Annotated in this window: 19 protein-coding genes; 8 read left to right on the forward strand and 11 right to left on the reverse strand. The window is 70.4% G+C overall.

Annotated elements, in window-relative coordinates; all coding sequences use genetic code 11:
• Entirely contained in the window at positions 1-1,446 is a 1,446-nt protein-coding gene (locus tag GC203_RS17230; RefSeq protein WP_293457139.1) for a PLP-dependent aminotransferase family protein, read from the reverse strand.
• 234 nt (positions 1,447-1,680) lie between these two features.
• Here GC203_RS17230 and GC203_RS17235 point away from each other — a divergent pair, with 234 nt between their 5' ends.
• Positions 1,681-3,165, forward strand: a complete 1,485-nt coding sequence (locus GC203_RS17235) for a sigma-54 dependent transcriptional regulator (protein ID WP_293457141.1) — start codon at positions 1,681-1,683, stop codon at positions 3,163-3,165.
• Between the two features lie 5 nt (positions 3,166-3,170).
• Here GC203_RS17235 and GC203_RS17240 read toward each other — a convergent pair whose 3' ends face one another.
• The 4 genes from GC203_RS17240 to GC203_RS17255 all read right to left on the reverse strand — a co-directional run bounded on the left by GC203_RS17240 (position 3,171) and on the right by GC203_RS17255 (position 6,503).
• Complete coding sequence (locus GC203_RS17240; protein ID WP_293457143.1) at positions 3,171-4,928, reverse strand: ATP-binding protein; 1,758 nt, start codon at positions 4,926-4,928, stop codon at positions 3,171-3,173.
• 123 nt (positions 4,929-5,051) lie between these two features.
• Complete coding sequence (locus GC203_RS17245; RefSeq protein ID WP_293457145.1) at positions 5,052-5,858, reverse strand: hypothetical protein; 807 nt, start codon at positions 5,856-5,858, stop codon at positions 5,052-5,054.
• Between the two features lie 70 nt (positions 5,859-5,928).
• Positions 5,929-6,237, reverse strand: coding sequence for a hypothetical protein (locus GC203_RS17250; protein WP_293457147.1), 309 nt, complete (start codon positions 6,235-6,237; stop codon positions 5,929-5,931).
• A complete protein-coding gene (locus tag GC203_RS17255) occupies positions 6,234-6,503 on the reverse strand; it encodes a DUF2312 domain-containing protein (RefSeq protein WP_293457149.1) in 270 nt (89 codons plus the stop codon). The genes GC203_RS17250 and GC203_RS17255 overlap by 4 nt, the downstream gene beginning before the upstream one ends.
• 130 nt (positions 6,504-6,633) lie before the next feature.
• Here GC203_RS17255 and folE point away from each other — a divergent pair, with 130 nt between their 5' ends.
• On the forward strand, positions 6,634-7,224 hold the full coding sequence (gene folE, locus GC203_RS17260; RefSeq protein WP_293457152.1) for a GTP cyclohydrolase I FolE: 591 nt from the start codon (positions 6,634-6,636) through the stop codon (positions 7,222-7,224).
• A gap of 68 nt (positions 7,225-7,292) precedes the next feature.
• Here folE and GC203_RS17265 read toward each other — a convergent pair whose 3' ends face one another.
• From GC203_RS17265 to ykgO, 3 genes are all read right to left on the reverse strand, one after another.
• Positions 7,293-7,976 carry a PEPxxWA-CTERM sorting domain-containing protein gene (locus tag GC203_RS17265; RefSeq protein WP_293457153.1) on the reverse strand — a complete coding sequence of 228 codons (684 nt, stop codon included), beginning with the start codon at positions 7,974-7,976 and terminating at the stop codon, positions 7,293-7,295.
• A 96-nt stretch (positions 7,977-8,072) separates the two neighbouring features.
• Entirely contained in the window at positions 8,073-8,687 is a 615-nt protein-coding gene (locus GC203_RS17270; protein WP_293457155.1) for an HAD family phosphatase, read from the reverse strand.
• Between the two features lie 10 nt (positions 8,688-8,697).
• Complete coding sequence (gene ykgO, locus GC203_RS17275) at positions 8,698-8,823, reverse strand: type B 50S ribosomal protein L36 (RefSeq protein WP_012523667.1); 126 nt, start codon at positions 8,821-8,823, stop codon at positions 8,698-8,700.
• Between the two features lie 155 nt (positions 8,824-8,978).
• Between ykgO and GC203_RS17280 the strand changes: the two genes are divergently transcribed.
• On the forward strand, positions 8,979-10,295 hold the full coding sequence (locus GC203_RS17280) for a lytic murein transglycosylase (protein ID WP_293457170.1): 1,317 nt from the start codon (positions 8,979-8,981) through the stop codon (positions 10,293-10,295).
• Positions 10,296-10,406: 111 nt separating this feature from the next.
• Here GC203_RS17280 and GC203_RS17285 read toward each other — a convergent pair whose 3' ends face one another.
• Entirely contained in the window at positions 10,407-11,732 is a 1,326-nt protein-coding gene (locus GC203_RS17285) for an MFS transporter (protein WP_293457172.1), read from the reverse strand.
• Positions 11,733-11,838: 106 nt separating this feature from the next.
• Here GC203_RS17285 and motA point away from each other — a divergent pair, with 106 nt between their 5' ends.
• The 4 genes from motA to GC203_RS17305 all read left to right on the forward strand — a co-directional run bounded on the left by motA (position 11,839) and on the right by GC203_RS17305 (position 15,491).
• Entirely contained in the window at positions 11,839-12,708 is an 870-nt protein-coding gene (gene motA / locus GC203_RS17290; protein ID WP_293457175.1) for a flagellar motor stator protein MotA, read from the forward strand.
• Positions 12,709-12,874: 166 nt separating this feature from the next.
• The gene (locus GC203_RS17295) at positions 12,875-13,141 is read left to right on the forward strand and encodes a hypothetical protein (RefSeq protein WP_293457178.1); all 267 of its coding nucleotides are present in this window, start codon (positions 12,875-12,877) and stop codon (positions 13,139-13,141) included.
• A gap of 68 nt (positions 13,142-13,209) precedes the next feature.
• Positions 13,210-15,030 carry a tRNA (5-methylaminomethyl-2-thiouridine)(34)-methyltransferase MnmD gene (mnmD, locus tag GC203_RS17300; protein ID WP_293457181.1) on the forward strand — a complete coding sequence of 607 codons (1,821 nt, stop codon included), beginning with the start codon at positions 13,210-13,212 and terminating at the stop codon, positions 15,028-15,030.
• Positions 15,031-15,092: 62 nt separating this feature from the next.
• Entirely contained in the window at positions 15,093-15,491 is a 399-nt protein-coding gene (locus GC203_RS17305) for a DUF6491 family protein (protein WP_293457184.1), read from the forward strand.
• Between the two features lie 87 nt (positions 15,492-15,578).
• On the opposite strand, the gene GC203_RS17310 is transcribed toward GC203_RS17305, so the two are convergent.
• A complete protein-coding gene (locus GC203_RS17310; RefSeq protein WP_293457187.1) occupies positions 15,579-18,599 on the reverse strand; it encodes a TonB-dependent receptor in 3,021 nt (1,006 codons plus the stop codon).
• A gap of 289 nt (positions 18,600-18,888) precedes the next feature.
• Positions 18,889-21,840 carry a TonB-dependent receptor gene (locus tag GC203_RS17315; RefSeq protein ID WP_293457189.1) on the reverse strand — a complete coding sequence of 984 codons (2,952 nt, stop codon included), beginning with the start codon at positions 21,838-21,840 and terminating at the stop codon, positions 18,889-18,891.
• 358 nt (positions 21,841-22,198) lie between these two features.
• Between GC203_RS17315 and GC203_RS17320 the strand changes: the two genes are divergently transcribed.
• Positions 22,199-22,528: an STAS domain-containing protein gene (locus GC203_RS17320; protein WP_293457192.1), complete on the forward strand. Its 330-nt coding sequence runs from the start codon at positions 22,199-22,201 to the stop codon at positions 22,526-22,528.
• Positions 22,529-22,539 lie beyond the last annotated feature (11 nt).

Here is a 22,539-nt window from a genome sequence, read left to right on the forward strand (position 1 = left end):
TCAGATGAGGGCGCCCACCGTTCCGGCGCGCGCGGGGGCCATGCCGGGGCGCAGGCGCGAATAGGTCTGGGCCAGTCGCGCGACGGCGTCCGACAGCACCTCCGGGTCGTGGGTGAAGGGCAGGCGCAGGAAGCGCTCGAAGGCGCCGTCGACCCCGAACCTGGGCCCCGCGGCGAGGCGCACGCCGAACCGGTCGGAGGTGGCCGCGAGCGCCGTCGACACCGCGGCGGGCAGCTCGGCCCACAGCACCAGGCCGCCTTCGGGAATCTCGAAGCGCCAGTCCGGGAACGCCTGGCCGACGGCGGCCGCCAGATGGTCGCGCCGCGCCCGCAACAGCTCGCGCCGGCGGGCGATGGCGGCCGCGTCGTCGGCGAGCAGGTGGGCCGCGGCGAGCTGCTCCAGGAGCGGCGTTCCGAGATCGAGCGAGGCCCGCCGCGCGGCCAGCGCCTGGATCGTCTGGACGTCGGCGCGGATCCAGCCCAGCCGCATGCCGCCCCAGAACGTCTTGCCCATCGAGCCCAGGCGCACCAGCCCTTCCTCCGGCTCGTCGAAGCCGTACGGGCGGCTCTCGCCCTCCAGGCCAAGGTCGATCAGAGTCTCGTCGAAGATCAGCGTGGTGCGCGCCCGCGCCGCCGCCGCGACGATCGCCGCGCGGGTGTCCGGCGTCATCCAGCGTCCGGTGGGGTTGTGGAAGTCGGCGATGAAGTAGGCCAGGCGCGGGCCGCTCTGGCGCAGCGTCGCGGCGACGCCCTCCACGTCCCAGCCCTCCCCCGGCAGGCCCACCGGCGCGGGCCGGCACGAGGCGCGCTGGATGGCGTCGATGGCGTGCGGATAGGTGGGGTGGTCGATCACCACCCGGTCGCCGGGTCCGGTCATCAGCCGCAGCATCAGCGCGAACGCATGCTGGGCGCCGTTGGTGACCATAATCTGGTCGGCGCGCGTGGGCAGGCCGCGCCGCGCGTAGCGCTGGGCGATCACCTCGCGCAGCACCGGCAGGCCCAGCGCCGCGTAGCCGTGGTGGGGCAGGTGCGCGGGCAGCGCCTGCAGCGCCGCCGCGTAGGCCTGGTGGACGCCCTCCCCGGCCGGCGGGGCCGCCGAGGCCATGTCGATCAGCCCTTCGGCCTCCGAGCCGGCGATCAGGCTGGCCTGGCCGCGCTCGCCGGGGCCCGCGGGCAGGCGCGTGCGCGCGCCCGCCCCCTGGCGCCGTTCCAGGAAGCCCTCGTCGCGGAGGCAGGCCAGGGCGGCGGTGACGGTCGTGCGGCTGACTTCCAGCGCCGAGGCCAGCTCGCGCTCGCCAGGCAGCACCACGTCCAGCGGCAGGCGGCCGTCCAGGATGAGCAGCCGCAGGCTGTCGGCCATGCGGCGATAGGCGGGTCCGCCGCCCTCGCCGCGCCAGGCGCCGAGGAGACGGGTCAGCGATGCGGGACCGATCCGACGGAGGTTCATGGTTCGAACCTGCCAGAACTGGACTGGTTTTCCATAGCCAGTTTTTGGCCGCTGGCATGCTCGCCGCGACGACGCCGATCCGGGCCCACGGCGGGCCGCCGCCGGAGGGCGACGCGGTTAACTCCTGACTCAGGAACGGGAAACTCGGCCTTTACCCCTCCCCTGTACCAAAGGGAGACAACAACAAGGCCTCGTCCAGAAAGGGCGAGCGTCCAATCTGGTGGGTGTTTTCATATGGCCAAAACGGTCCTGGTCGTCGACGACGACCCGACGCAACGCCGTCTGATCCAGGCGGTTCTTGAGCGGGATGGTTTCGCGGTCGCCCACGCCCAGAGTGGCGACGAGGCGATGCAGCACCTGACCTCGGGGGCCACGGTCGACGTGGTGCTGCTCGATCTCGTCATGCCGGGCATGTCGGGCCAGGACACCCTGGTCGAGATGCGCGCGCGGGGCCTGCCCCAACCGGTGATCGTGCTGACCGCCACGGGCGGGATCGACACCGTCGTCCAGGCCATGCAGGCCGGCGCCTACGACTTCTTCGTCAAGCCCGCCAGCCCCGAACGCATCACCGTCTCCATCCGCAACGCGCTTTCCATGGGCGCGCTGAAGGGCGAGGTGGACCGGCTGAAGAAGCACGCCTCCGGGCGCACCACCTTCGACGACCTGATCGGGACCTCGCCGGCCATGCTGATGGTCAAGCGGCTCGGCGAGCGGGCGGCCAAGTCGTCGATTCCCATCCTGATCACCGGCGAGAGCGGGGTCGGCAAGGAAGTGATCGCGCGCGCGGTCCACGGCTCGTCCGACCGCGCCGGCAAGCCCTTCGTGGCGGTGAACTGCGGCGCCATTCCCGAGAACCTCGTGGAGAGCATCCTGTTCGGCCACGAGAAGGGCAGCTTCACCGGCGCCACCGACAAGCACCTGGGCAAGTTCCAGGAAGCCAACGGCGGCACCCTGTTCCTCGACGAGGTCGGCGAACTGCCGCTCGACATGCAGGTGAAACTGCTGCGCGCGCTGCAGGAGAGCGAGATCGACCCGATCGGCTCCAAGCGCTCGATCAAGGTGGACGTGCGCATCGTCTCGGCCACCAACCGCGATCTTTCCCAGGCCGTGGCCGAGGGCCGGTTCCGCGAGGACCTGTTCTACCGCCTGAACGTCTTCCCGGTGGAAGCGCCCAGCCTGCGCGACCGCAAGGACGACATCCCGGCCCTGGTCGAGCACTTCATCCGCCGGTTCAACGTGGAGGAAGGCAAGTCGGTCGTGGGCGCCGCGCCCGAGACGGTGGCCTGCCTGGCGGCGTTCGACTGGCCCGGCAACGTCCGCCAGCTGGAGAACGCGGTCTATCGCGCCATCGTGCTGGCCGACGCGCCCTACCTCCAGCCCTACGACTTCCCGGCGATCTCCGGGATCGCGGCGCCGCCGCCGGAACTGCCGGCCGAGGCCCAGGCCGTGGTGGCGCCCCAGGCGCAGGCGGCCTCCGCTCCGGCCGCCGACTCGCCGGTCCGCATCCTCGACGCGCGGGGTCACCTGCGCACGCTGGAGGAGATCGAGCGCGACCTGATCCAGCTCGCCATCGAGGTCTACGCCGGCCACATGAGCGAGGTGGCCCGCCGCCTCGGCATCGGCCGCTCCACGCTCTACCGCAAGGTCCGCGAGCAGGGCCTCGACGGCCTGGTCAAGGGCGTAGGCGAAGCCGACGGCGACGCCGAGGAAGCCGCCTAGGGCCGCTAGGCCCTGAGGCGATCGGCCTCGCGCTCGGTCTGCGCCGTCTCCAGCCGACCCAGGCATTCGGCCAGCGCCGACAGCTGGATCGGCTTGGCCAGCACAGCGTCCATCCCGGCTTCGAGATAGCCGTCGACCTCGTGCGAGAGGACGCTCGCCGTGACCGCGACGATCGGCGTGCGCAGGCGGCCGGAGACCTCCTCCCGCGCCCGGATCGCGCGCGCCGCCGCCAGGCCGTCCATGTGCGGCATGTGGACGTCCATCAGGATCGCGTCCCAGGTCTCGGACGCGAACGACTCCAGCGCCTCCACGCCGTCGCAGGCCACGCCGTGCGACATGCCCAGGCCGCCGAGCAGGGCGCCGAGGACCAGCCGGTTGGTCGGATTGTCGTCCACCACCAGCACGCGGCCCGTTGCGACCACCTCCGGCTCGGCGCCCGCATCGGGATCGGCCGCGCCTTCGGCCGCCGGCAGCGGCAGGCGCAGCGTGAAGGTCGAACCACGCCCCGGCTCCGACCGGCACCAGATGTCGCCACCCATCAGCTGGGCCAGATCGCGGGAGATCGCCAGGCCCAGGCCGGTCCCGCCGATCCGGCGCGTGATGGTGTCGTCCACCTGCACGAACCGCTCGAAGATCGAGGCCTGCGCCTCGGGCGACATGCCGACGCCGGTGTCCTCCACCGCGCCGGTGAGGTGCTCGCCTTCCAGCCTGAGGACCACGCGGATCTCACCCTGCTCGGTGAACTTCAGCGCGTTCGAGATCAGGTTGGATACAATCTGGCGCAGGCGCCCGGCGTCGCCCCAGCGCCACGCCGCGCCCTCGCCCTCCAGGTCGAGCTGGAAGCCCAGGCCCTTCTCCGCCGCCAGCGGTTCGTAGAGCCTCCGGAGGCTGTCGGCGAGCACGTCGAGCCGGAAGGCGTTGGGCCTTATCTCGGCGCGCCCGCTCTCGATCTGGGCCATGTCGAGCACGTCGTTCAGCACGCCCAGCAGCGCCTGCGCCGACTCCTGGATCACGTGGAGCCGGTCGCGCTGGTCGATCTCGAGGCGCCCCGCATCCATCGCCTGGACCATGCCGAGCACGCCATTGAGCGGCGTGCGGATCTCGTGGCTCATCGTCGCCAGGAACGCCGACTTGGCGCGGCTGGCGGCCTGGGCGTCGCGGGCCAGGGCCTCCGAAGCGACCCGCGCCTCGAGCTCCCGGATGACCGCCCCGCGCATCAGGGTGGCCATGCCTAGGGCCGCGAAGCCCGAAGCAAGGCCGATGTAGCCGAAATTGTTGATGAAGCCCGGGTCGTAGCGCGCGCCCAGGAAGACGAGGCAGGCCAGACTGGCGCCCACGCTGAGGTACGCCAGTCGATCGGTCGAAGCGGTGGTGCCGCAGACCAGCGCCAGCAGCGAGAAATAGATCAGCTTCTGCTCTTCGAAATGGAAGGCGTGGTAGGCGACGATGTTGATCAGGAAGAGAAGATAGACCAGGCCCGAGATCGCCTCGACGCCTCCGGCCGACATCTTCCCCCGGCCAAGCCGGAGCCAGAAGCCGGCCGCCGCCGCCGCCGTCACGACGGCCAGGCTGTCGAGCACCACCAGGGCCGCGCCGGTTTCGAAGAACGGATGGGAGACCGCGACGATGGCGTAGTACGCCGCCGCGGCGATCATGAAGCCGCGAACCACCGGCGTATAGGCGTCCGCGATCTGCTGCCGCGAGATCGATGTCGGCCGCCTGCGCCGCCGAAAAGGTCCGCCGTGGGCCCCCGCCTCCGACACGTCCGCTCTCCCCGATCCGCCCAACCCGGCTAAAGCCGGGCGCGAATGAACATGATCTCCGAACAACGGAGTCCGACCAATGTGACCTGTTGTCCCAAGTTGCGCTTTTGGCGCGGATGGGCGCTATCGGCCCAAGGCGCGCGTTCCCAGTTGGGCCAGCCGCGCGGGCGCCTGGGCGCGCTGCGCCGCGAGGAGGTCGGAGACTTCGGCGAGGGCCTGGGCGGCTTCGCCCCGGGTCTGCGGGTCGGCGTCGGGGTTGTCCGCCGCGGCCTGCAGCCATTCCTGCGCGGTTTCGAAGTCGCGCGGCACGATGTAGCCCGCCGCATAGGCGCGGCCGAGCTCGAGCTGCGCGCCGGGCTGGCGTCGGCTCGCGTCGGCGCGCAGGCGCGCGAGCTTCTCGCGGATGTCGGCGGCGCCGCGCGCGCTCACCGCCGGCATGGAAAGCGTGAGCGGGCGCATTCGGCTCACCTCGGGGGCCGGCCGCGCGAACGCGGCCACCTGCACGCCGGCCGAGCCGAAGCCGTAGGGCTCGAGGTGCAGGTGCGGCCCCTGGGTCCCGTGCGCGCCCTTGGGCTGGTACCGCGCGAACGGCGCCCCCGCGCGGCGCAGGCGATCGGCGGCGTCGTAGGGACTCATCCCGTCGACCACGAGGTCGAAGGCGCCCGGCGCGTCGGCGCTGCCCAGCGAATGTCGCGACGTCCCGCCGGGGCGCACGGTCATCGCCCCCTGGGCGCGCAGCTGGTCCTCGCGCTGCGGGGTGCGGTAGCCGCCGGTCATTCGCCAGACGCCCTGGCCGAACGCGGCGTCCATGATCTGGGCGAACCGGGCCTGGGTCATCTCCTGGGCCGACGCCGGGGCCGCCAGCAGGCACAGCGCCGCGGCGGCGGCCAGCGGACGTGCGACATCAGGGATGGATCGTGATCCGAACACGACCGGAATAGACGCCGGCCGAGGCCAAGACATCGTGAAGTCGAATGGTGAATCGCGACGGCCCCGCGCGCTAGCCGTCGGCCTTCCTGCGCTTGAACGGCCGGCGCTGCAGGCCCTTCTTCTCGCCCTTCGCTTTGGCGGCGATCTCCTTGAGCTTCACGTGCTGCATCGCCGACAGGGCCTGGCCGGGCGCGCCCTTCTCGGGGTCGCCGAACGCGCGGCCGTAGGTCTTCACCCGGTCGGACACGCTGCCCAGGAACTCGCCCTCCCACTCGGAGAGCTCGACGCCCGACTTGTCGGCCATGCGCCGGGCGCGGCGCAGCGCGTTGAGGGCGGCGCGCTTGGCCGCCGCCTTCGGGTCTGGCGCCTTGCGCTTCAAATCTCTCCGATGGCGGAGAGGTAGAGGTCGAGGATGGCCTCTTCCTCCTGGCGCTTGGCCCGGTCCTGCTTGCGCAGGCGCACCACCTTGCGAAGGATCTTCACGTCGAAACCGTTGCCCTTGGCCTCGGCGAAGACCTCCTTGATCTGCTCGGCGATCTCGGACTTTTCCTGCTCGAGGCGCTCGACGCGTTCGATGATGCTCTTGAGCTGGCCCTGGGCGGTCGCGTTCAGGACGTCGGAGTGGGCGGTAGCGTCGTCGGCCATGGCCTAGCCTTTAAACTGGAAGGGGTGGGTCGGAAAGGCGCGGACCCTATCGATCGACTCGCGCCCTGTCATCCGCCCCCGGACCTGCGCTACAGCCATATGGTCGGGACCGATGCACGCGGAGGACGCGATGGCCAAGACGCCCAAGGCGAAACCCACCGAGGCGGACGCGCATGCGGCCGTGCGCACCCTCATCGAATGGGCCGGCGACGACCCCGACCGCGAGGGTCTGCGCGACACGCCGCGGCGGGTGGCCAAGGCCTACCGCGAGCTGTTCGCCGGCTACGAGACCGATCCGCGCGAGTACCTGGCCCGCACCTTCGAGGAGGTCGGCGGCTACGACGAGCTGGTGCTGCTCAAGGACATCCGCGTCGTCAGCTTCTGCGAGCACCACATGCTGCCGTTCCTGGGCCGCGCGCATGTGGGCTATCTGCCGACCGACCGGGTGGTCGGCATCTCCAAGCTGGCGCGCGTGGTCCACGGCTTCGCGCGGCGCCTGCAGATCCAGGAGAAGCTCACCGCCGAGATCGCCGAGGCGATCCAGGATGTGCTGCGGCCCAAGGGCGTGGGCGTGGTGATCGTCTCCGAGCACAGCTGCATGACCATGCGCGGCGTCAACACGCCCGGCTCGCGCCTCACCACCAGCCACCTGCTCGGCGAAATCCGCGACGATCCGCGCACCCGCCAGGAGTTCTTCGACCTCGTGCGCAGCGCCGACTGAGCCAAGAAAAAGCCCCCCGCCGCGAGGCGAGGGGCCTGAAGTTCGTTGCTGCTCAGCTGGAGAAGGGTCTAGGCGACCGCGCCCGCCACGCGCCGGCGGCGCATCTCGGCGCCCAGCAGGCCGAAGCCCAGGATCATCGCGATCCAGGTGGCCGGCTCGGGCACGGCGGCCTGGGCGGCGAAATTGTCCACTTCGAACGAGTTCGAGCTCGAGCTCAGGACGATGCGGTTCACGTTGTAGCCGCCGAAGTCGAAGTTGATCCGCTGGCCCCAACCCCAGCTCTGGCCGGTGTAGCCGGCCGTGATCTGGCCGCCGGTCAGGGTGAAGTCGTAGTTGTCGCCGATGAAGCGGATCGAATTGTAGGTGTCGGGCGAGCCCATGTAGAGGCTGAAGCTCTTCAGCAGCTTCACCGAGGTCAGCTCGGCCGACTTGCCGCCCGGCACGGTCAGGTAGTGCGTGGGGTCGTTCGGCAGGGTGCCGCTGTAGCCGCCGACGCCTTCGTTGACGCCCACGGTGGCGCCGTTGAGCGTCAGGGTGAAGCCGGGCGCGACCACGGCGGTGGGGTCGCCGGCGTCGTTGAAGTCGGCGACCAGGATCTGGTCGATCGGCAGGGTGTCGGGGTCGCCGAGGTTCGAAAGCGACACGACCGGCGCATCGGCGGCGGCGGGCGCGGCGACGGCGGCGAAGCCCGCGAGGGCGGCGGTCGCGACCAGGGCGCGGAGAGTGGTGCGGGGGCGCATCGTCTGGGTCATCCTGTGGCGCCGAACCCCGAGGGAGGTCCGTGCGGAATTGGCACAAGGGAAGGTCCTTGCATGCCACCCCCTGCACGGGGTGGGCCAACCCGGGCGCTACAGCAGTCCGTGGCCCCTCAGGGCGGGGGCGAGCGCGGCGGGATCGGTGAAGTGATGGGTGTGGAAGCCCATCTTCCCGGCCGTCTCGATGTTGCGGGCGCTGTCGTCGACGAACAGCAGCTCGGCCGGTGCGTGGCCGAAACGGGCGCAGGCCAGTTCGAAGATCGCCGGATCCGGCTTCATCACCCCTTCGCGCCCCGAGGCGACGAAGTCCGCCAGCCGGCCGAACGCCGGGCTCATCACCAGGGTGGAATCGACGGTCTCGTGGCTGATGTTGGAGAGGCCGAACTGCGGCACGCCGCGCGCGTGCAACGCCTCGATGGCCGTCTCGGTCTCTTCGATGGGCCCGGAGAACATCTCGTCCCAGCGCTCGTGCCAGGCGCGGATCTCGGCTTCGTGATGGGGGTGCTTGTCGATCAGCGCCGCGCAGTTGTCGGCGAAGGTGACGCCGCAGTCGGTGGGCGCGTGCCAGGCCATGGTGCAAACGTCCGCGAGGAAGCGGTCGCAGTCGGCCGGATCAGGGAAGATCTTGGAATAGAGCGTGCGCGGGTTCCAGCGCACGATGACATTGCCGAAGTCCCAGACGACCGCCTTCGGTCCCGCCTGGGTCATCAGCGACCGCTCAGCCTTGCTTGGCCTTGAAGCGCGGGTCGGTCTTGTTGATCACATAGACTCGGCCCTTGCGGCGCACGAGCTTGCAGTCGCGGTGACGCGTCTTGAGCGACTTGAGCGAGCTTCTGACCTTCATAGGACCGTATCTTCAATCGGGCCGTGGACCGGCCGGTTGGCGAACAAGAGCGGGCGCATATACGGGGATGGTCCGGCCAAGTCAACCGGACCGGCCCCGACGCCATAAGGCCGACATAGTTGGGCGCGACCGCGACGCACCCTAGAGTCAGTCCGATGCGCCGCCATCTCGTCGTCCTGCCCGTCCTCCCCCTCGTTCTGGCCGGCTGCGTCAGCCCCGCCGGGCCCGCGCCCATGACCGGTCCGCCGGCCGCGGTGGCCCCGCACGCCGCCGCCGCCGCCCAGCCGGCCGCCGACGCCGCGCCGCCGCCCAGCATCACCCCGCCCACCGCCTCGGGGATCACCAGCTTCGACGCCTGGGCCTCGGACTTCCAGGGCCGCGCCCTGGCCGCCGGGATCGATCAGGCGGTGATCCGGCGCGAGATGGCCGATCTCACGCCCGACCCGCGCGTCACCGCCCTGGACGAGCGCCAGCCCGAATTCTCCCGGCCGATCAGCGACTATCTGCGCGGCGTGGTCACCGCCGACCGCGTGGCCATCGGCCAGCGCCGCCTGGCCGACACGCCCGAACTGCTGACCATCGAGAAGCGCTTCGGCGTGCCCAAGGAGATCCTGCTGGGCGTCTGGGCGCTGGAGAGCGGCTTCGGGGCCATCCAGGGCGACTACGACACGGTGCGGTCGCTGGCGACGCTCGCCGCCGAGGGCCGTCGCCGCAGCTGGGCCGAGGGCGAGCTGATCGCCGCGCTCAGGATCATCCAGTCGGGCGAGGAGCCGCGTTCGCGCCTCCGGGGCTCGTGGGCCGGCGCCATGGGCCAGACGCAGTTCATCCCCTCGACCTACCTCTCCACCGCCGTCGACCAGGACGGCGACGGCCACCGCGACATCTGGGGGTCCAAGGCCGACTCCCTGGCCTCAGCGGCCAACCTTCTAGCCAAGGCGGGCTGGGTCCCCGGCCAGACCTGGGCGCGCGAGGTGACCGTCCCCGCCGGCTTCGACTACGGCCTCACCGAAGGCCCGCGCGAGACGCCGGACTGGTGGGCGGCCAAGGGCGTCGTGCGCGCCGACGGCAAGCCCTGGCCGGCCGCCGACAAGGCCGCCGCCGCCCAGCTCGTCGCGCCGGCCGGAGCGAGCGGGCCGCTCTTCCTGCTGTTCCCCAACCACTTCGCGATCCGCCGGTACAACAACAGCCTGGCCTACGCGCTGGGGGTGGGCTTCCTCGCCGACCGCTTCGCCGGCGCGTCCGGGCCGGTGAAGGCCTGGCCGCAGGAACAGCCGCTCAGCCTGCTCGACCGGCGCACCGCCCAGCGCGCCCTGGCGGCCCTGGGCTTCGATCCGGGCGGCGACGACGGGGTGGTGGGCATTCGCACCCGTGGGGCCCTGCGCGACTGGCAGAAGGCCCGCGGCCTCACCGCCGACGGCTACCTGTCGTCCGACATGGTGCGCCGGCTCAAGGCCGAGGCCGGCCAGAACTAGAGCCCGTCAGGGTGAAGCGGATGCCGGTTCGCCCGCCCGGACGGGCTCCACTCGCCTGAAGACAGAGGCTTCTCGTCCGGAGCAAGTGGTCCCGCTTGATCCATGAAGGCTCTAGGCGGTGCCTCCCTCGTCGCTCTTCTCGATGGTGGCCATGGTCGCCTGCTCGCGCGAGGCCGGCTTCGGGTCGGCGTTCTTCAGCGCCGCATTGCGGAAGGCGTAGAGCAGCAGGCCCGCCATCAGCGTGGCGTTGATGAGGAAGGGCAGCGGCCCGAAGCGCTCGTAGAGCAGGACGAACAGCGGCGCGAGGACCACGTTCACGCCGTTGACCGCCGCGATGGCCCCGGCCGCGCGCGCCTGTTCGTTCATGTCCACCGCGATCGACGCGCCGGCCGTGAAGCCGGGCCGCGCGAAGCCGAAGCCCAGGCTGGAAAGCGCGTAGCCGGCGACGACGATATAGAATCCGTTGTGGCCGCCCGGCGCGGCCGCGACGATCAGATTGCCCGCCGCCGCCACGCCCACGCCCCAGCGCAGGAGCTGGCGCGGCGTCATCTCGAACATCCGGATGAGGCCCCATTGGGCCAGCAGGCCCGCCACGGCGCCAAACATCATGGCCGTGGCGATGAACGGCTGGGCGTGGATCGGCGTCTCGCCGGTCTTGTCGATGATCAGGAAGCTCAGCGTCTGCTGCTGCGCGGTCTGGCAGGTGGCGACGATGAAGCCGTAGACGAGGAACGGCACGATCCTGGGGTCTCGCCACATCGGCCTCGCCTTCGACGCGGCGATCTCCACCGGCCATCGCTGGCGCTTGGCCTGGGCGTCGATCTTTCGGTCCGGCAGGAAGCGCCAGACCACCACCAGCACGCCCAGCGCGATCAGGGCGAAGGCGAACAGCGGGCCGGCGAGGCCGATCACGGGAAAGACAAAGAGCGGCGCCAGGAAGGGCCCGATCACCGTTCCGAGCCCGAAGGCCCCCGCCAGGCTGGCCATGGCCTGGGTGCGCTTCTCCATCGGCGTGCGCTCGGCGATGTAGGCCTGGGTCGCCGGGTTGCTCGCCGCCCCGAACAGGCCGAACAGCGCCCGCGCCAGGAGCAGGAACCCGAAGATGACCAGGGGCGGCGCCATGTGCCGCAGCCCCGCGCTGACGACGAGGCCGCACAGCGTCATCGAGACCAGGAAGCCGGTCAGCCCCACCATCATCAGCGGCTTGCGCCCGCGCCGGTCCGACGCCCGCGCCCAGAACGGCGAGGAGAACGCCCAGAGCAGCGCCGAGAGCGAGAAGATCCCCGAGACCAGGAAATCCGGGATGCCGATCGAGCGGCCGATCGGCGCCAGGATCGAGATCAGGCCCGTATTGCCCATCGCCGTGGCCATGGAGACCGCGAAGATGATCGTGAACGAGCTCTTGGGCAGGCTCGGTACGGGCGCTGGATTGGCCATGACGACGGCTTTAACCCGACGCGGGCCCGCGGCAAATCGAGCCCGTCACCGCTCACGCCACATTAAGCATTAACCGGCATGCTGGCGGGACGCCCCGGGGGAGTCCATGTTCCAGATTATCGGTCTCGTGCTGCTGTTCGGCCTCGTGTTCGGCAGCTACATCATGTCCGGCGGGAACATGGGGGTGATCCTCCACGCTGCGCCCCACGAACTGATGGCCATCGGCGGCGCCGGCGTCGCCAGCTTCCTCGTCGCCAACTCGATGCCGGTCATCAAGGGCTGCGGCGGCGGCATGGGCAAGGTGTTCTCGGGCCCGAAGTGGAAGGCCGCCGATTACCGCGACCTGCTGGCCCTGCTGTTCCTGCTCACCAAGACCATGAAGTCCAAGGGCGTCATCGCGCTGGAGAGCCACATCGAGAACCCGGGCGAGAGCTCGATCTTCACCCGCTTCCCGAAGGTGATGAAGGACCACTTCGCCATCGACTTCATCTGCGACACGCTGCGGATGATGACCATGAACCTCGAAGACCCGCACCAGGTCGAGGACGCCATGGAGAAGCAGCTCGAGAAGCACCACCACGAGGCGCTGGCGCCCAGCCACGCCATCCAGAACCTGGCCGACGCCCTGCCGGCCCTCGGCATCGTCGCCGCCGTGCTGGGCGTCATCAAGACCATGGGCGCCATCACCGAACCGCCCGAAGTCCTCGGCGAGATGATCGGCGGCGCTCTGGTCGGCACCTTCCTCGGCGTGTTCCTCGCCTACGGCATGGTCGGCCCCTTCGCCACGCGGATGAAGGAAGTGGTCGAGGAGGAAAGCGCGTTCTATCGCATCATCCAGGCGGTGCTGGTGGCCCACCTGCACGGCAACGCCGCCCAGATCTCGGTGGAAATCGGCCGCGGCAACGTGCCGTCGGACGCCCAGCCCAGCTTCCTGGAGCTGGAAGAGGCGCTTTCGAGCATCCCGACCGAGGCCTGATCGCGCCCCCTTCGGGACGGGCGAAAAATGTGATCACGAACTCGTGATAATTCGCTTGCGGAGCGACCTCCGGCGAGCGTATTGCTGCGCCCGCGTCGGGGGAGACGCCTGCCCGATGGCGGGCGGAACGAACCCCTGCGCTGACACAGTCATGAGGACTAACCAGATGACCAAGCAAGTGCTCCGCGGCGTTCTCGTCGCCGGCGCCGCCGTCGCCCTCCTGGGCGTCGCTGCCTGCCAGAAGAAGGAAGAAGCCCCGGCCGCCGAAGCTCCGGCTGCTGAAGCTCCTGCCGCCGACGCCGCCGCCGCCGCCGCGAGCGCCGACGCCGCCGCCGCCCCGGCCGACGCCGCGGCTCCGGCTGCTGACGCCGCCGCCCCGGCCGCCGACGCCGCGGCTCCGGCCGCTGCTCCGGCCGAGCCCGAGAAGAAGTAAGCGCCTCACGCGCTTTCGCGTTACGGAAGGGCCGCCCGCCAGGGCGGCCCTTTTTCGTTACGCAGACCATGTCCGCCGACCCGCCGCCAACAAGCCCGCTCACCTGGACCGACGACGGCCAGCCACGTTCGGCCCGGTTCGGCGACGTCTACTTCTCCGCCGAGGACGGCCTGGCCGAGACCCGGGCGGTGTTCCTGGAGGGTTGCGGCCTGCCGCGGGCCTGGGCCGGGCGCCGCCGATTCGTGGTGGGCGAACTGGGCTTCGGGACCGGCCTGAACGTCGCCGCGCTCCTCGACCTGTGGCGGCGCACGCGCCCCCCGGGCGGCCGCCTGCACGTCTTCTCCGTCGAGGCCTTCCCGATCGCCGCCGATGAGGCGGCCCGCGCGCTGGGCCGCTGGCCCGAGCTCGCCGAGGTCGCCGGCCTCATGACCTCGCGCTGGCCGCCGCGCGTCCGCGGCCGCCGCCGCGTCGAATTCCCCGAACTGGACGCCGTCCTCGACCTGGCGATGCTCGACGTCGCCGAGGCCCTGGAAGGCTGGTCGGGCCGCGCCGACGCCTGGTTCCTCGACGGCTTCTCCCCGGCCCTGAACCCCGGGATGTGGACGCCGCAGGTGCTGGGCCTGGTGGCGGCGCGTTCGGCGCCCGGGGCGCGAGCGGCGACCTTCACCGTGGCCGGCGACGTGCGGCGCGGGCTGGCCGCCGCGGGCTTTACGGTCGAGAAGCGGCCCGGCTTCGGCCGCAAGCGCGAGCGCCTGGAGGCGTGGCTGCCGGGCGAGGCCGCCGGGTCGCCGGTCCGCCGGGTCGCCGTCGTGGGGGCCGGGATCGCCGGCGCCGCGGCGGCCCGCGCCGTGCGGGCCCTGGGCGGCGAGCCGATCGTCGTCGAGGCCGAGGCCGCCGGGGCCGGGGGTTCGGGCAATCCGGCCGCCCTCGTGACCCCGCGCCTGGACGCCGGGCTGGGGGAGGCCGCCGCCCTGTTCGCCCAGGCCTTCGAGCGCGCGACGGACCTCTACGCCGCGATCCCCGGCGCCGTCGTCTCGCGCGAGGTCCTCCAACTGGTCCAGGGGCCACGCGACGCCGAACGTTTCGGCCGCATCGCGGACTCCGACCTGTTCGCGCCGGCGACACTCGAGATGCTCTCGCCCGCCGAAGCCTCCGGCCGCCTGGGCGAACCGGCGCCCGCCGCGCTGCGCCAGTCGGCGGCGTTGGTGATCCAGCCCGCGCCCGTGCTCGCGGCCTGGACGGGCGAACCCCGCCGGGCGCGTGTCGCCGCTGTGGCCGCCGACGGTAACGCCGACGCGGGGAGCTGGCGCCTGCTGGACGCGGCCGGGGCGGAAATCGTCGGGGCCGACGCGGTGATCGTGGCCGCCGCCCTGGGTTCGGCGGGCCTGGGTTCGGCCGTCCTGGCGACGGACGCGCCGCTACGGCCCGTGCGCGGCCAGGCGAGTTGGGCCGTGGGCGCGGGTCCGGTCCCGGCCGCAGCCTGGGGCGGCTATGTCCTGCCGCTGCGCGACGGCGTCCTCTTCGGCGCCACCCACGACCGGGATGACGAGGCCTGCGACCTGCGCGGGACCGACCACCAGCGCAATCTGGAGCTGCTCGCCCACGCCCTGCCCCGGCTCGCCGCGCGACTCGCCGACGCGCCGCTGGGCGGCCGCGCCGCCGTCCGCGCCGTCACGCCCGACCGGCTGCCATTGGCGGGGCCGGCCGGCGCGCCGGGCCTCTTCCTGCTGGCCGGCTTCGGTTCGCGCGGCTTCTCGCTCGCGCCGTTGCTGGCCGAGCACGTCGCGGCCCTGGCCATGGACGCCCCCTCGCCCCTCAGCCGGGCCGCCGCCGATCTGGTCGATCCGGCCCGCTTTGCTCGCCGGGCGGCGCGCCGCCTCGGTTCCTAAACGCGAGGACCTTTCCTATATTCCGGAGCAAGGGGGACGATCGCGCTCGAAGGAGCCTCGTCATGCATTGGAAGATCGCCCTGGGCCTCGCCGCCGCGACCCTGATGAGCCTGGGACCCGCCGCCTCGGCCAAGACCTCCGAGGAGGCCGCCGCCAAGCCGGCCAAGCAGTGTTTCTGGACCCGCCAGGTGAACAGCTTCGCGTCCAGCGACAACCACATCGTCAACCTGCGCGTGGGCGTGAACGACTACTACCAGCTCGAGATGCTGGGCCGCTGCCAGGACGTCGACTGGAACCACAAGATCGCGCTGGTCTCGCGCGGCAGCGACTACATCTGCACCGGCCTCGACGCCGAGATCCTCTCGCCGACGCCGATCGGGCCCGATCGGTGCCCGGTGAAGAGCATCCGCAAGCTCACGCCGGATGAGGTCAAGGCCCTGCCCAAGGGCGCCCGCCCCTGAGGCCGGCGCGGCAAGCCTGGACCTGAGGACAAAGAGAGGGGCGCCGGGTCTGAACCGGCGCCCCCGAGACGTCCGAGTCGGGAGGACTCAGAAGCTCTTCTTCACGCCGAACTTGAACACGCGCCCCAGCGGATTCCCGTTGGAGACGTCGTAGTTGTAGAAGCTCTGCGCGAACGACGGGTCCTTATCCAGCACGTTGAGCACGCTGGCGGTGACCCGCGTATCCCACGGCAGGTCCACCTGCAGGATCAGGTCGTGCTGCCAGTAGGCTTTCGTCTTGCCGACCGACTCGTACTTGTTGGTGTCGTAGTTGAACCGGCAGTCGGCGGTCTGGACGTAGTTCGGGAACGCGCCGGTGCAGACGGCGCCGTTGTAGCGGGTGCCCTCGTGGTAGAGCGCCTGCCAGCGCAGGTTCCAGTTGTCGCGCCGGAAGTTGATGAACCCGTTCGCCCGCAGCTTCGGGTACGAATAGAAGTCCCCGCCGCCCAGGTCGTGGAGCCCGGCGCGATCGACGGCGTCCTCCAGGATCACCGACGAATCCTCGCCGAGGGTCGCGACGCCCCGCTTCACCTTGATCAGCTTGGTCGCCTCGATGCCCACGCTGACGCGGGTGTCGTAGAACTCCATCCCGAAGAAGTCGTCGAAATCGTACTGGGCGCGGAAGTCGATGCCGGAGGTCTTGGTCCGCGGGCCGTTGACGATCTTGCGGGTGAGCTGGAGCACGTTGGCCTGGCCGCACCCGGCCGAGGTGAACACGAACCGCGCGACGAGGGCGGCGTTGTTGCAGCCCAGCCCCGCCCCGGTCTTGGCGAGCGCCGCATAGATGGCGCTGCTGCTTTCCAGCCCCAGCTCCTTCTTGAAGTCGAAGCTGTAGTAGTCGACCGAGACGAACAGGCCGCCCCGTTCGACGACGGCGCCGACGTTGAACGTCCTGGCGGTCTCCGGCTTCAGGTCGGGGTTGTTGGCCGTCACGACGGCGCGGTAGCTGCCGCCGATGTTGCTCACGCCCTTGGAGGTGCCCGGCGAGGTCTGGGCCTCGTTCGGCGCCCGGAAGGTCGAGCCGGCGGAGCCGCGGAACGCCAGCCAGTCGAGGGCCTGCCACTTCGCCGCGATCTTCGGATTGGTGGTGGTGCCGATGCGGCCGCCGAAGTCCTCGTGACGGAGCGCCAGGTTGAACTCGAGGGTGTCGAGCACCGGCAGGCGCAATTCGGCGAAGGCCGCGCCCACCCGGTTGTCGGCGTCGAAGTCCTCCTGGGCGCCGAAGAACACGAACGGTCCCACGGGGTTGGAGCAGAGCGGCAGGCCGTCGTCGATCGAGTCGACGCAGGGCGTGGCGTTCACGTCGCCGAGGCCCGACCAGTCCTGCTGGGTGCGGGTGTAGCGGTACTGCGCGCCGGCCGCCCACTGGACCGCGCCGCCCGGCAGCTCGAACGGCAGATCGCCGTTCAGGACGAAGTCGGCCACGAACAGGGTGTTGGTGTTCACGTTGGTGTAGGTGCCGTACATCCACTCGACCAGCGCCGGGTCGTTGGCGGCGGAGGCCACGTAGTAGGGGTTGGTCGCCCCATTGGCCTTGCTCACCTGGATGGCGTTGGTGAACGGGTTGAACCAGCCGCAGCCGCCCACTCCGGGGGTGCCGGTGGCGGGGTTGCAGCCCGGGCCGCCCAGGCCGCGCAGGGCGTTCTGCAGGCGGTTCACCAGCAGGTCGTTGGTGGTCACCGTCCCCTGGTTTTCCATGTAGGTGATGGCGACGTCCCAGCCGATGTCCTCGAACACCTTGCCCTTCAGCTCGCCCGACACGCGGAAGGCCTGGCGCTGGATGTCCTGATAGTCAGCGCCGTCCGGATTGGTGGGATGGCCGGCCACGCCGATGGCGCGCCACGCGGTCTGGCTGGCGGTCACGCCGTTGACCATCGAGGCGCACTGGGTGGCGGTCAGCGGCGCGGCGCAGACGGTGCGCAGGGCCACCAGGCCGGGGTTGTTGGCCGGGATGAAGAACGGGACCTGGCCGTTGAATCCGGGCGTCGCCGTCGAGCCCGAAGTGCCGCCGGCGCTGATCGGCGTCGGGAACTGGGTGGTCAGGTTGGCCGGTGAGATCCGCTGGTTGGGGATGTCGTTGCGGTGCCAGGCCACCTCGGCGTGGAACGAGATGTCATCCGACAGGTCGCCGTTCACTTCCGCGTAGAGCTGGTACTGGTTCTCGACGTTCACGAGGTCGTTGAACGGCGAGAACTGATAGCGGCACTGGGTGCCGCCGGCGCCGGTCGTCGGCACGAAGGCCGCCGTCAGCAGCTGGCCGCCCAGCTCGTTGCAGCCGTTGTCGTAGAAGGCGGGGGTCCCGCCGTTCGGCTGCCGGTACTGGCCGGGGTTCGCCGAGCCGGACCAGCCGCCGTAGAACACCGATTCGAACGGCGTGAGCGCCCAGTCGCGGTCGCGGATGTCGAGCCGCGAGCGGTGGCGGTAGCCGGCCGTCACCAGGATGTTGCCGTTGTCGAGCCGTTTGCCCCAGGCCACGTCGGCGTCGTAGTCGCCCTTCGAGCCGTCGATGGCGGCGTAGTTGGCGTTGACCTCGAGGCCGTCGAGGTCCTTGCGGGTGATGAAGTTCACCACGCCGGCGACCGCGTCCGAGCCGTAGGTGGCCGCCGCGCCGTCCTTGAGGATCTCGACCCTGCCGATCGCGGCCGTGGGGATGAAGTTCAGGTCCTGGCCGCCGCCCTGGAAGGCCGCCGCGGTCGTGTCGGCCAGCCGCCGGCCGTTCATCAGGACGAGGGTGCGCGAGGCGCCGAAGCCGCGCAGGTTGATCGAGGCGGTGCCCGCCCCGCCGTTGTAGCGGTTGCTTTCGCCGAGCGCCGATTGCGAGGCGGTGATCGACTTCACCAGCTGGACCACGCTGGGCGAGCCCTGTTTCTGCAGGTCCTGGGCGCCGATCACGTCCACCGGCAGGGCCGCGTCCTTGGGCGTACCGGCGATGAACGAGCCGGTGACCACGACCTCGGTGAGCTCGGACGGGTCCGAGCCGCCGGACTGGGCCGCCGCCTGGCCGGTCAGCCCGAAGGTCAAGGCGACGGCCAATGCGGAGCCGCCGCAGAAATATCTGCGCTTGATCATGGTGTTTCCTCCCCCATCGACCCCCGCCTCGCGTCTAGCGCGCGAGATCTTCAGGGTCCTGGAGAGGCGATGATCGCCCGACTTTCCATTTGATGCCAGAGGGTTTGGCGAAAAAACGTACCAGACTTCCGAAATGTGGCTTTCCGAAGAATGCGTATGCGACGCCCTCTATGGGCGCACCTCGCCGCGGTGCGACGGGAAGCTCCGTCGACCTCCGGCCAAACCGCCGTCGTCGATAAAGGAGAGCGCCGCCGGATGACCGGCGGCGCCTCGCCATGTGGCGATGAACTCAGAACTTCTTGCGGACGCCCACCTTGAAGGTCCGGCCGTAGGGGTTGCCGATGAATGGGTCGTAGCCGGCCTCGAGACGGGCCGCCGACGGATCGCGGTCGAAGATATTGAAGACCGTGGCCGTGACCGTCGTGTCCCAGGGCAGTTGGAGCCGGTAGGTCAGGTCGAGGGTGTAGAAGGACTTCACCTTCAGCCCCAGGCTCGTCAGCTGGCAGTTGGTGGCCACGCCCGCCTGGGCGTTGGCGACGTTGCAGTTCGACGACGCGCCGGTCTGGACCGTCGTGGGACCACGGTTGTCCGTCGCCCCGCCGATGTAGGTCAGGTCGAGCCGGAGGTTGTGGTCGCCACGGGCGTACTCGGCGTAGGCCGCGCCGCGCAGCTTCGAGACCGTGCCCGGGAAGCGGTCGTAGTTGGTGTAGCCGAGCGCGCTGTAGGCGGCCGACACGAACACCCCGTTGAGCTTGAAGTCGCCGATGTCGTACTTCACGAGCCGGCTGAACGATCCGCCGACGGTGAGGTCGCCGCCCGCAACGTCCCGCATCTTGTAGTCGATGGAGCCGTCGATGCCGGAGACCTTGATCCGCGGCCCGTTCACCGTGTCGGACCGCACCCGCTGGATGTCGTTGCCGACCGTCACGCCCTGAACGCAGCTGTCGTTGTTGTTGAAGGTGATCAGGCCGCGCAGCGCGCTGCCGCAGTTGACGAACTGGGTGCCGTTGCCGACGCCGCCCACCGCGGTGGCCACGATCTGGGCCGGAACCGTGGTGATCTGGTCCTTGATGTTGAAGTGCCAGTAGTCGGCGATGACCCGCAGGCCGCCCGTCTGGAAGATCGCGCCCACATTGTAGGTGAACGCCTTCTCCGGGCCGACGGCCGGGTTGCCGGTGAAGTCGACCGACTTGAAGTTGTTGCCGGCCGCCTGGATGCCGCTGAGGCCCGTGACCGCGTTCGACGACCGGTTGCCCGGCGTCGGGCCGCGGAACGTGGTGCCCACCGAGCCCCGCAGCGCGAACGCATCGACGATCTGCCACTTCAGGGCCAGCTTGGGATTGGTGGTCGAGCCGGTCAGGCCGCCGTAGTCCTCGTAGCGGATCGCCGCCTGCGCGTTCAGGCTGTCGGTGATCGGCAGGTTGGTCTCGGCGAACAGCGCGTACACCGAGTCATCCAGCTGCTGCGGCGTGCCCTGGCCCAGGAAGATATAGGGGCCGGTCGGGAACGCGCAGGTGGTGACGCCCGGGGTCGGGCAGGGCGTGACGCGGGCGTCCTGGAACGGGCTGCGCAGCGTCGATTCGAAGTCGGTCGCGCGGTACTGGCCGCCGGCCGCCCATCCGATCGCGCCGCCCGGAAGCTCGATGCCCAGCTCGCCGTTGAACACGAGGTCGACGACGAACAGATCCTGCCGCTGCTGGGTCTGGGAATTTCGCTCGAACAGCCAGTTCACCAGGTCAGGACTGTTGGCGTTGCCGGGCACGAACCCGGGGTTCGAAAGCCCCAGGGCCGGGTTGCCCGAGTAGCCGTTCGAGAACGGGTTGAACCAGAGGCATCCGTTCGCGCCCGGGGTGGACCCCGTGCAGTTCGGACCGCCCAGGCCGTTCAGGGCCAGTTGCAGCCTGTTGATGAACACGTCCGGCGTCGACTGGCGGTTCTGGGTGCGCGAGTAGGTCACGCCCAGGTCGTAGCCGATGCCGCCGAACGGCAGGTTGCCCGTCAGCCCCGCCGACACGCGGTAGAGGTTGTAGTTGCGGTAGCCGATCTGGCCGCCGTCGTCGAAGATCGGGTTGCCGCCCGCGCCGAGGGGGCGGAACAGCGTCAGCGAAATGCGGCTCGTGGCGGCGATCTGCGCCGCCGACAGCCCCGCCTGCTGCAGCGCGGCGAGCGCGCCCGGGTTGGCGATCGGCGTCGAGAACACGCCGACGCTGCCCGGCCCGTTCGGGCCTTGGATCGGCGGGAAGGCCGGCGAGAACCGCATGTGCGGCAGGTCGGTCTTGGCCCAATAGGCCTCGGCGTGGAAATGGGTGTCGTCGTTCAGGTCGACATTGGCCTGGGCGAAGATGTGGTAGCGGTTCTCATCCTCGATCAGGTTGTCGAACGGGATGTAGCTGAAGTAGCAGGCCGCCGTGTTGCCGGTGAAGCCCGCGTAGCCGCCCACGGCGGCGCAGTTCGCGTCTCGGGTGACGCCGGCGGTCGGCGAGCCGGCCGCGCTCAGGGGCAGGAACGCCGGCGGCTGACCCAGCACCGACCAGCCCGACGGGTTGGTCAGATAGGGCGTGAACGACCAGTCCCGATCCGTCGTCTTCAGCTCTGACCGGTGCTGGTAGCCGGCCGAGACCAGGATGTTCGCGTTGTCGAAGTTCACGCCGTAGACGGCGTTGGCGTTGTAGTCGCCCTTGGAGCCGTCGACCAAGCGGTAGTCGCCGCTCACCTCGAGGCCCTCGAAGTTGGTCCGGGTGATGAAGTTCACCACGCCGGCGATGGCGTCGGAGCCGTAGGTGGCGGCCGCGCCGTCCTTCAGGACCTCGACCCGGCCGATCGCCGAGACCGGCAGCAGATTGGTGTCGACGCCGCCGCTGCCGGCGCCCGCCGAGGACACCACGCGCCGGCCGTTCACCAGCACCAGGGTGCGGAGGCTGCCGAGGCCGCGAAGGTTGATCGTGCCCGCGCCGACCTGGCCTTGGGCGGCCGTCGAGAACTGGTTGGAATCCCCCAGCACCGGGCCGCTGACGGGCAGGCTCTTGATGAGTTCGATCGTGTTCGGCGATCCCCGGCGCTGAAGCTCGTCGCTCCCGATCACCTCGACCGGAAGCGCCGCATCTTCGGGCGTTCCGCGGATGAATGAGCCGGTGACGATCACCTCCTGGACCGTATCCTGGGCATATGCGGAACCCGCGAGCCCGGCCGCGGCCAGCGCGCCCAATAGGGATGAACTGCAGAAGAATCTGCCTTTGGACATGAATTTTCCTCCCCTCGGCAGCCTCTGGAACTGGGCCGGCCTGAGTGCCCCCATGGGAAGACGATTGTTTCCGCTCCGCTACTCGAATTTCGGCGTTCTGCAAAAGTCCGCGGGAGGAGCGGCACAATTGCAACACCTTGGCCGGCAAGGGATTCCTCGCCGGCCCAAGGCGGAGCCTGGGAACCGGAGGCGTCCGCGGCGGGGCGTGCGGAGCCACGGCAAAGCCCGTATGGCGCGAATCCTGTTGCGTCGTCAGGATCGGCGCCGTCAGTTTGGGACCCGGTTCAGGCGGAGGCGCCGACCGGGCTCGATTGGGGGCGTCCGGCGTAGCGCGGGGCCCATTGTTCGGGGGTGGACGATGGACTGGCAGGTTCGAAACGAGGACGGACGCCTGATCGGCGAGCCGGCGGGACGGGTTGACGAAACAACCTGGGAGGCCTTCTCCGGCCATCTCATCGCCGCCGTGCGGGAGGCCGCGGCCATCGGATCGTCGCTGACCGTCGACTTGTCCCGGCTCGACTACATGTCCTCGCGCGGCCTGCGGGCCCTGACCATCGCCAAGCGCGAGGCGGGCGACCAGGTCGCCATCACGCTGGCCTCGCCCAACGAGCGCATGCGCGAAATCCTCGCGATCAGCCGGTATGACAAGCTGTTCGAGATCGTGGACGAGGTGGGGTCGGGCGGCTGACCGCCGGCTGG

It is taken from the genome of Phenylobacterium sp. (genome assembly GCF_016124325.1).
In the GTDB taxonomy this organism is placed as follows: Bacteria; Pseudomonadota; Alphaproteobacteria; order Caulobacterales; family Caulobacteraceae; genus Phenylobacterium.